This is a genomic window from Halosimplex halobium, from assembly GCF_051414055.1.
Classification (GTDB): domain Archaea; phylum Halobacteriota; class Halobacteria; order Halobacteriales; family Haloarculaceae; genus Halosimplex; species Halosimplex halobium.
This window is the reverse complement of sequence record NZ_JBLKNX010000013.1, coordinates 165,715-173,488: the sequence shown is the minus strand read 5'-3', so window position 1 is coordinate 173,488 and position 7,774 is coordinate 165,715. Positions and strand designations below refer to the sequence as shown.

Genomic DNA, 7,774 nt, shown 5'->3' with positions numbered 1-7,774 from the left:
TCCCGAATGTACGTCAAGTCTTCCAGAACCAGTACGGGATTCTCGACGGATTCGGCGTACTCCACGACTTCGCGGGTGACACGATGGAACACGTCGTCTATCTGGTTCCACAGGTCGTCACCGAACGACTCGGCGAGACGGTCGCTTCCGCGTTCTTGAAGCCGTCGCGTAGCGGTGAAGTAGGTCTTGCGGAGCCGACGAACAGTCTTGCCCTCGTCAGCCCACAGTTCGGGGCGAGTCGGAGAACCGTGGTCGTCGCGGTGACACACCGTGACGAGTGATGCTTCCCCGATGTCCACTCCGATAGGCGTCCGTTCGTCGTCGGACGCCTTGGAACAGTCCTCCACGTCGCGGGTGGCGGTGACGTGGAGATACCACGTCCCATCCCGCTGGAACAGCCGACTCTCACCCATCTCCGCGTCACCAGCGTGCAACGCTTCCAGCCAGTCCCGTTGGTCGGGATTCGGCTGTGCTGGCATCCAGAGACGGTAATCCTCGTGGTGCGGGATTTTGACGTACCACTCGATAGCGTTCTCGGGCTTGTGGTCGAGCTGAAGCCCCTCGTTGGTGAACCGAACAGGGTGGTTGTCGTGCAGGTCGTCCGCGTTGTACGTCGTCGTCAACTGCGGGACGTATTTTTTGAGGGCGTTCTTCGCGTACCCCGACAGGTCGTAGTTGACCACCACGTCGTTCGCTTCGGTCTGGGTGGTACAACCAGCGTCGAACGCATCTCGAAGGGCCTGCTGGTAGGCATCTCGCGTCTCGCGGAGTTTCCGCCGTTTGTGTGCGTTCGGGTCTACCAGTTTCAGTTCCAGCGTCTTGGTGAGTTCGGTCATTGGTCGTCTTCCTCGTGACGCTGGATGTAGTCCTGTACCGTTTCGGTGGAGACGTGCCCCGCCGTTCCTGCGTAGTAGCCCCGTGCCCATCGAATCTTCTCGCCGTCGTTGTCGGCGTAGCGGTGGTTGTATTTCCGCGAGGAGATACCCTTGAACCAGTTGGCAAGTAGTGAGGGCGCGTGTTTCGGTGGACTACTGACGAACAGGTGGATGTGGTCGGGCTGAACGGTCAGGTCGATAATCTCCAAGCCTTTGTCGTCGGCGATCTCGTGGAGGATGGTTCGCACACGGTTGGCGACCTCGTTGACGAGTACCGACTGGCGGTACTGAGCGGAGCGTTGCTCCGCGAGGTCAGCGGAATCTTCGATTCCGCCCGACTTCGGCAACCACACTATGTGGTAGTTGAGGTTGTAGGTCGCGTGCCGTGTGGTCTTCATCCGTATTGCACACTATGATTCGTCGAAGTCTTAATACCTCCGTTGGAGCGTGGGAAATCCAGGAATGGCGAGGTTCGTGGATTGACGCACTATGCCTATCGCTTGACCTCCGCCTGAAGACGGAGGTATGCGCTATCGGTCTGTATCACGTCCCGGGCGTCGTCGAGGTCGTAACTGACCGACTCGGAGTCGGCCGTCCACTCGAAACCGAGGGTGAGCCGGGCCGTGTCCTCGCCGACGACCACGTCGGTGACCGTCGCCCGCTCGCGGTTCCCGGTGAGCTCCCGTTCGCTCCGCTGGAGCCGTTCGTAGTCGTCGTCCGTGTACTCGCGGAGGGCCATCCGTACCGGTACTGACAGGGACACGAAAATAAGGTCATCGGGTGTCAGCCGCCGGACTGGTTCGGGCGGTCGTCCCCGCCGTTCCCGTCGTCTCCGCCGGTGTCGAACCGCTCGGCGGCCGACTGGAAGCCCAGCTCGGCCTGTTCCCGGGAGCGGCGGCCCTCGCGCTCGGCGATGGCCTCGGGGTCGGGGTTGGCGTCGTCGTCGATGCTCGCCCACGAGTCGTGGACCTTCGCGTGACACCACCGGCAGAGGAAGACCGTGATCTCGTGGCTCGGGTCGTCGTCCCCGGCCGACCGGTCGGCGTACGACAGATGGTGTTCCTCCAGCAGCGGCCGCTCGTCGTCGTGGGCCATCCGGTGTTCTTCGAGCCCGCAGCGCTCGCACTCCCGGTCACGGTTGCGACACCGGAAGTGCGGGCAGTCGGCCCACTCCCACGGGCCGGTCAGCCCCTCCTCGTCGAGGTCGCCCACGACCGGACAGCGGAAGTCCTCGCGGCTGCGCGCGTCGGCGAACTCGGGGTCGCGGTCGCCCTGCTCGACGGCGAACCGGCAGCGGCCCTCGTCGGTGCAGTGGTCACAGCGGTCGACGTGGGCGTAGGGGTCCGCCACGCCGACCGACGTGCCCGAGGGCGTCTTCTCCATGCACCCGGCCACGGCCGCGATCCGTTAGAGCGTTTCGAGGGCAACCCGGTCGCGACCCCCGGAAGATTTGTACCGGTGTCCCCGCAATCGCCGGCCATGGATCCGCGCAGTATCGCCCCCTGTCTCGTCGTCCTCGTCGCGGTCGCCGGCTGTCTGGGCGGCCCCACCGCGACCCCGGAGCCGACGGCGACCGACGCGCCGACGCCCTCGCCGACACCGACCGAGACCGCCGCGTCGCCGACCGCGACGGCGTCCGGCGGGACCGCCACGCCGACGGCCGACCGCGGGACGCCGACCCCAGCGATGTCGGCGGGGACCGTGACCGTCGAGTACGTCGTTCGCACCGGCGACCTCCCCGACGAGGTGGTCGCGGCGAACGCCACGCTCACCGTCGCGTTCGCCGACACGCACATCTACAACTGCGACGGCGTCTCCACCTCGGCGGCGTCGGGGTCGTTCTCGACGCCGACGCAGACGCCCGACCTGGACCGGGACCTGGACTGTCTCCGGTACGGGGGAATGCAGGTCGGCCTCGCGGACCTGAACGGCTCCCGCTCGCTGGGCGCGTACACCGTCCCGGCGGCGGCCGTCTCGGAGTACGCGCTGGTCGTCCGCGACCTGACCCTGACGCTGGCGAACGGGACCGTCGTCGAGGACGTGTACGCCGGGGCCTTCCGGGCACACACGGCCAGGGACGCACGGGGCGGGACGGTCGGCGCCGAGATCGACGTCGACCGACGACCCGCCGACGCGACGCCGCGACCGAACCGCGGCGCCCACGCCGACAGCTCCTACGAGACGGGGTCGAGCGAGTTCGCCCCGGAGACCGGCGAGCCGCCGGTCCGCTACCGGCTCGCCACTGGCGGGAGCGTCGCCGACGGCGAGCTGACCGTCCGCGTGACCCGCGACGGCGCGCCGGCGAACGTGACGCTGTCGACCGTCGGCGCGGCCGAGTCCCGGTACCGCACCGGCGCCGACGGGCTCGTCGCCCTCGACATCACGAGCCCGGAGATCGTGGAGATCGAAGCGACGGTCGACGGACGAGAACGGTGAGGGGGCGAGCGGACCCATCCTGTTTCTCAGTCTTTGAAATATGGTTCCGGATTTTAAGAGGGCGGTCGTCGACCGAATGACCATGTACGATCGCCCCGTGAAGTGGTACAAGCGATTCATACGACGGTGGATGACTGCGATGGGGATCGACCAGTCGGTCGAGCGGACTGTGGTCGGGGCGGCCGGGATTCAGTTCCTGATATCGGTCGGGCAGGCGGTCCTGCCGTTCGTGACGGCCGGCGTCGCGCGAGTGGCGCTGGGTGCAGTCCTGTTCGTCGCGGCGGCGCTCGCCCTGGTCAACACGGTCTGGATCACCCGCGAGGACGTGGTCGTCCCGATCCAGCGGCTGGAGGCGGCGGCCGACCGGATCGCCGCGGGCGAGGTCGACGTGGCCGTGCCGGCGAGCGACGACCCCTCGGAGGTGGGGAGCCTGACGCGGTCGTTCGCCGAGATGAGTTCCCACATCGAGCTCGTCGCCGCGCAGGCGGACGCGCTGGCCGACCAGCAGTTCGACGCGCCCGTCCTCGACGAACAGGTGCCCGGCGCGTTCGGCGAGTCGCTGTCGCGGATGGCCGACAACCTGCGGGAGCACACGGCGGAACTGGAGTCGATGACCGCCGACCTCGAACGGCGTTCGGAGCGGCTGGAATCGCTGGTCGAGGCGTTCGCCGGGGCGGCCGACCGCGCCGCCGAGGGCGACCTGACCGCGCGGCTCGACGCCGACGACATCGCCGGGGACGACGACCAGTACCGGGAGATCTGCGAGAACTACAACCGCCTGGTCGAGACGCTCGGCGCGACCGTCGGCGACGTGCGCGCGTTCGCCGACGAGGTGTCGGCGGCCAGCGACGACGTGGCCGCGAGCATGGACGAACTCGACCGGACGAGCGACGAGGTCGCCGAGTCGGTCCAGGGGATCTCCGAGGGCGCGACCCGACAGAGCGAGCAGGTCCGGGCGGCTGCCGAGCAGCTGAACGACCTCTCGGCGACCGTCCAGCAGATCGCCGCTTCCGCCGACGAGGTGGCCGACACCGCGGGGACCGCCGCCGAGCGCGGCCGGTCCGGGCGCGACGCCGCGGCCGAGGCCATCGACGCGCTCGACGACCTGGAGGGTCGGATGGAGCGGACCGCCGACGCCGTCGAGGGGCTCGCGGACCGCATGACCGAGGTCGACGAGATCGTCTCGTTCATCGACGACATCGCGGAGGAGACGAACATGCTGGCGCTGAACGCCTCGATCGAGGCCGCCCGCGCCGGGGGCGGCGACGGGAGCGGGGACGGCTTCGCGGTCGTCGCCGACGAGGTGAAGGGCCTCGCCGGGGAGACCCGCGACGCGGCCGAGGAGGTGGGCGACCTCGTCGGGCAACTCCAGCGCGAGTCCGCCGAGACGGCCGCGACGGTCAGGGAGATGCACGACCAGGTCGGCGACAGTGTCGCCACGATCGAGGACGCGCTGGGCGACTTCGAGGACATCGTCGCCGACGTGGGGGAACTCGACGAGAGCGTCAGCGAGATCAGCGCGGCGACCGACGAGCAGGCGGAGACCACCCAGGACGTAGTCGCCGTCGTCGACGAGGTGGCGGGTATCAGCGAGGAGACCCGCGACGAGGCGGAGTCGGTGGCCGCGGCGGCCGAACAGCAGACCGCCTCGGTCTCGACGGTGACCGCGGACGTGCAGTCGGTCGCCGACCGCGCCGACGACCTCCGGGCCGCCCTCGACCGCTTCCGCCTGCCCGACGGCGAGGGCGAGGGGAGCGGGGCGCTGGCGGGCGGCGGGGCCGTCCCGGCTGCGGCGACCGACGACTGATACGGATTATTGCAAGACATTCCGGGATCGGTCGCACGACTGCGTGCGGTCGACCCGGTAAACGCTTGCAATAATCCGTATGAGGGCAACGGTTTTGTCCCGTTCTCTCCAGGATGAGGCCATGCGCCTCGTCCACGAGCCGGCCGACGGCGACCCGCGCACGCTCGCGACGGACGTGGAGCGGGCGGATTCGCTGCTGAAGAAGGTCAAGGGCCTGATGGGCAAGTCCTCGCTGCCCGACGGCTACGCCCTGGTGTTCGAGTTCGGCCGGACGGGCTACCGCGACGTACACATGCTGTTCGTCCGCACGCCGCTGGACGTGGTCTGGCTCCGCGACGACGAGGTCGTCCAGGTGAAGACGCTGGCCCCGTGGCGCGGCACCGGCGTCGCCAAGGCCGACTGTTTCGTCGAACTCCCGGGCGGCGCCGCCGACGGCGTCGAACCCGGCGATCGGGTTTTCCTCGACGACGGCTGACCGTGTCCCCTCGGAGGCGGGTGGCCGGGTCATCCTCGACGACGGCTGACCGGCCCCTCGGCGGGGAGGGCCGACCGGTCAGACCAGGTCGGGCGTCCGTTCCATGTCGTGGAGGCCGTAGACGGCCACGACGACCGCGGCGAGGCCGAAGAACACCACGTAGCCGTCCGGCGTGATCGACGGGTTCCTGACCGTGTACCACACCATCAGCACCGAGACGGCGGCGATCGCCCAGATGTACCACCGGGCGAGCGCGTCCCTGACGATGCCACGCGAGTCGTCCCCCGCGTCGTCCGGATCGGTGCGCAAGTCGACCATGGGACACCGGGAGTGTTGGACGGCCACCCTCGTAAATGGCGGGTCGGTCGGGAGGTGCCGCGGAAAGCGGTTCGCGGCGCCGGCGTCCGTACCGCCTCGACGCCGAACCCGACGGATTAATGAGGGCGGCTCGCTTCACCACGGCATACGATGTCGGACCATACCGACACGGAGGATAGAGGAAGTCGCCTCACGGCGGCTGGCCGAGAAATTCTCCGTCATGTGTGACGGCTCCGGTGAGCGCGAAGGGACCACGCTGTTCGGCGACCATCCCGAGACGACTCACCTCTCTTCGGTTGGGGACGTACAGTTTCTCGACACGACGCTGCGCGACGGCGAACAAGCCCCGGGTGTCTCCCTGACCCCCGACGAGAAGGCCCGGATCGCCCGCGCCCTGGACCGCGCGAACGTCGGGTTCATCGAGGCCGGCAGCGCCTGCACCGGCCCCGGCGAACGGGAGACCATCTCCCGCGTCGCCGAACTCGACCTGGACGCGACGGTCACGAGCTTCTGTCGGGGCATCCAGCGCGACATCGATCTCGCCCTGGAGTGTGACGTGGACGGCATCAACCTCGTCGTCCCGGCGAGCGACCGCCACGTCACCGAGAAGGTCGGGACGACCCACGAGGACAACGTCCGCGACACCGTCGAACTCGTCGAGTACGCCAAAGATCACGACCTGTGGGTCGAGGTCATCGGCGAGGACGGCTCCCGCGCGGATCTGGACTACCTCGAAGAACTGCTCGGGTCCGCGCTGGAGGCGGGCGCCGACCGCATCTGCTGGGCGGACACCGTCGGCCACGCCACGCCCGACGGCGCCCTCGAAGCGGTCTCCCGCCTCTCGGATCTGGGGCCGGTCAGCGCCCACACCCACGACGACCTTGGCCTGGCCGTGATGAACGCTCTGACCGCCATCGCCGCGGGCGCCGACGTGGTCCACGGCACCGTCAACGGCATCGGCGAGCGGGCCGGCAACGTCGCCATCGAGGAGGTGGCGATCGCGCTCTCGCACGGCTACGGCGTCGAGACGCTCGAACTCACGGAGGTGTACGACCTGGCGGAACTCGTCGCCAACGCGACCGGCATCCCGTTGCCGCCGAACAAGGCGGTCGTCGGCCAGAACACCTTCACCCACGAGTCGGGCATCCACACCGACGGCACGCTCAAAGACGAGGCGATGTACGAGCCGTACCCGCCGGAGAAGGTCGGGCGCGAGCGCCGGCTCGCCCTCGGAAAGCACGCCGGCCGCGCCGGCGTGAAGGCCGCGCTCGACGAGAAGGACTTCGAGGTGACCGACGAGGAACTGGACGAGATCGTCGCCCGCGTCAAGGAGATCGGCGACCGCGGCAAGCGCGTCACCGACGCCGACCTCCTCACCATCGCCGAGGACGTGACCGACAGCGAACACGACCGCCGCGTCGAGATCACCGAACTCACGACCGTCGCCGGCGGGTCGACGCCGACGGCCACGGTCACCCTCGTCGTCGACGGCGAGGAGCGCACCGAGGCCGAGACCGGGTCCGGACCTGTCGACGCCGCGATCAACGCCGTCCAGTCCGCGCTGGGCCACTCCTTCGACACCCACCTCGAATCCTACCACGTCGACGCCATCACCGGCGGGACGGACGCCATCGTCACCGTCGAGGTGGAGATGTCCCGCGGCGACGACTTCGTGACGGTCACCGCCAGCGACTCCGATATCACCCGCGCCTCGGTCGAGGCGATGGTCGACGCCATCGACCGCCTCGTCGCCACGAGCGACGACCGCGTGATCGCCGACGACTAGAGACCATCTTTTTCGACCGGGGGTTTCCTCGCGCGCCTCCGGCGCGCTGCGGGGACTGCGTGGCGGCTTCTTGGCGC

General features: G+C 68.8%; 9 protein-coding genes. 4 read left to right on the top strand and 5 right to left on the bottom strand.

What is annotated here, in order from left to right:
* From ACMGFG_RS14880 to ACMGFG_RS14865, 4 genes are all read right to left on the bottom strand, one after another.
* Positions 1 to 836: RNA-guided endonuclease TnpB family protein (locus ACMGFG_RS14880; protein ID WP_436931111.1), on the bottom strand; the 836-nt coding region annotated here is incomplete at its 3' end.
* The gene (gene tnpA / locus ACMGFG_RS14875; RefSeq protein ID WP_436931110.1) at positions 833 to 1,273 is read right to left on the bottom strand and encodes an IS200/IS605 family transposase; all 441 of its coding nucleotides are present in this window, start codon (positions 1,271 to 1,273) and stop codon (positions 833 to 835) included. The genes ACMGFG_RS14880 and tnpA, both read right to left, overlap by 4 nt.
* Positions 1,274 to 1,368: 95 nt before the next feature.
* On the bottom strand, positions 1,369 to 1,614 hold the full coding sequence (locus tag ACMGFG_RS14870) for a hypothetical protein (RefSeq protein ID WP_436931109.1): 246 nt from the start codon (positions 1,612 to 1,614) through the stop codon (positions 1,369 to 1,371).
* A gap of 44 nt (positions 1,615 to 1,658) precedes the next feature.
* Entirely contained in the window at positions 1,659 to 2,258 is a 600-nt protein-coding gene (locus tag ACMGFG_RS14865) for a DUF7097 family protein (RefSeq protein WP_436931108.1), read from the bottom strand.
* Between the two features lie 96 nt (positions 2,259 to 2,354).
* On the opposite strand from ACMGFG_RS14865, the gene ACMGFG_RS14860 reads away from it, so the two are divergent.
* The 3 genes from ACMGFG_RS14860 to ACMGFG_RS14850 all read left to right on the top strand — a co-directional run bounded on the left by ACMGFG_RS14860 (position 2,355) and on the right by ACMGFG_RS14850 (position 5,593).
* On the top strand, positions 2,355 to 3,311 hold the full coding sequence (locus ACMGFG_RS14860; protein WP_436931107.1) for a hypothetical protein: 957 nt from the start codon (positions 2,355 to 2,357) through the stop codon (positions 3,309 to 3,311).
* 82 nt (positions 3,312 to 3,393) lie between these two features.
* Positions 3,394 to 5,118: a methyl-accepting chemotaxis protein gene (locus tag ACMGFG_RS14855; protein WP_436931106.1), complete on the top strand. Its 1,725-nt coding sequence runs from the start codon at positions 3,394 to 3,396 to the stop codon at positions 5,116 to 5,118.
* A 121-nt stretch (positions 5,119 to 5,239) separates the two neighbouring features.
* Entirely contained in the window at positions 5,240 to 5,593 is a 354-nt protein-coding gene (locus ACMGFG_RS14850; RefSeq protein ID WP_436931105.1) for a DUF192 domain-containing protein, read from the top strand.
* A gap of 78 nt (positions 5,594 to 5,671) precedes the next feature.
* Here the strand turns inward: ACMGFG_RS14850 and ACMGFG_RS14845 are convergent, their stop codons facing one another.
* Entirely contained in the window at positions 5,672 to 5,911 is a 240-nt protein-coding gene (locus ACMGFG_RS14845; RefSeq protein WP_436931104.1) for a hypothetical protein, read from the bottom strand.
* A gap of 220 nt (positions 5,912 to 6,131) precedes the next feature.
* Here ACMGFG_RS14845 and ACMGFG_RS14840 point away from each other — a divergent pair, with 220 nt between their 5' ends.
* The gene (locus ACMGFG_RS14840) at positions 6,132 to 7,697 is read left to right on the top strand and encodes a (R)-citramalate synthase (protein ID WP_436931103.1); all 1,566 of its coding nucleotides are present in this window, start codon (positions 6,132 to 6,134) and stop codon (positions 7,695 to 7,697) included.
* The last annotated feature ends 77 nt before the right edge of the window (positions 7,698 to 7,774 follow it).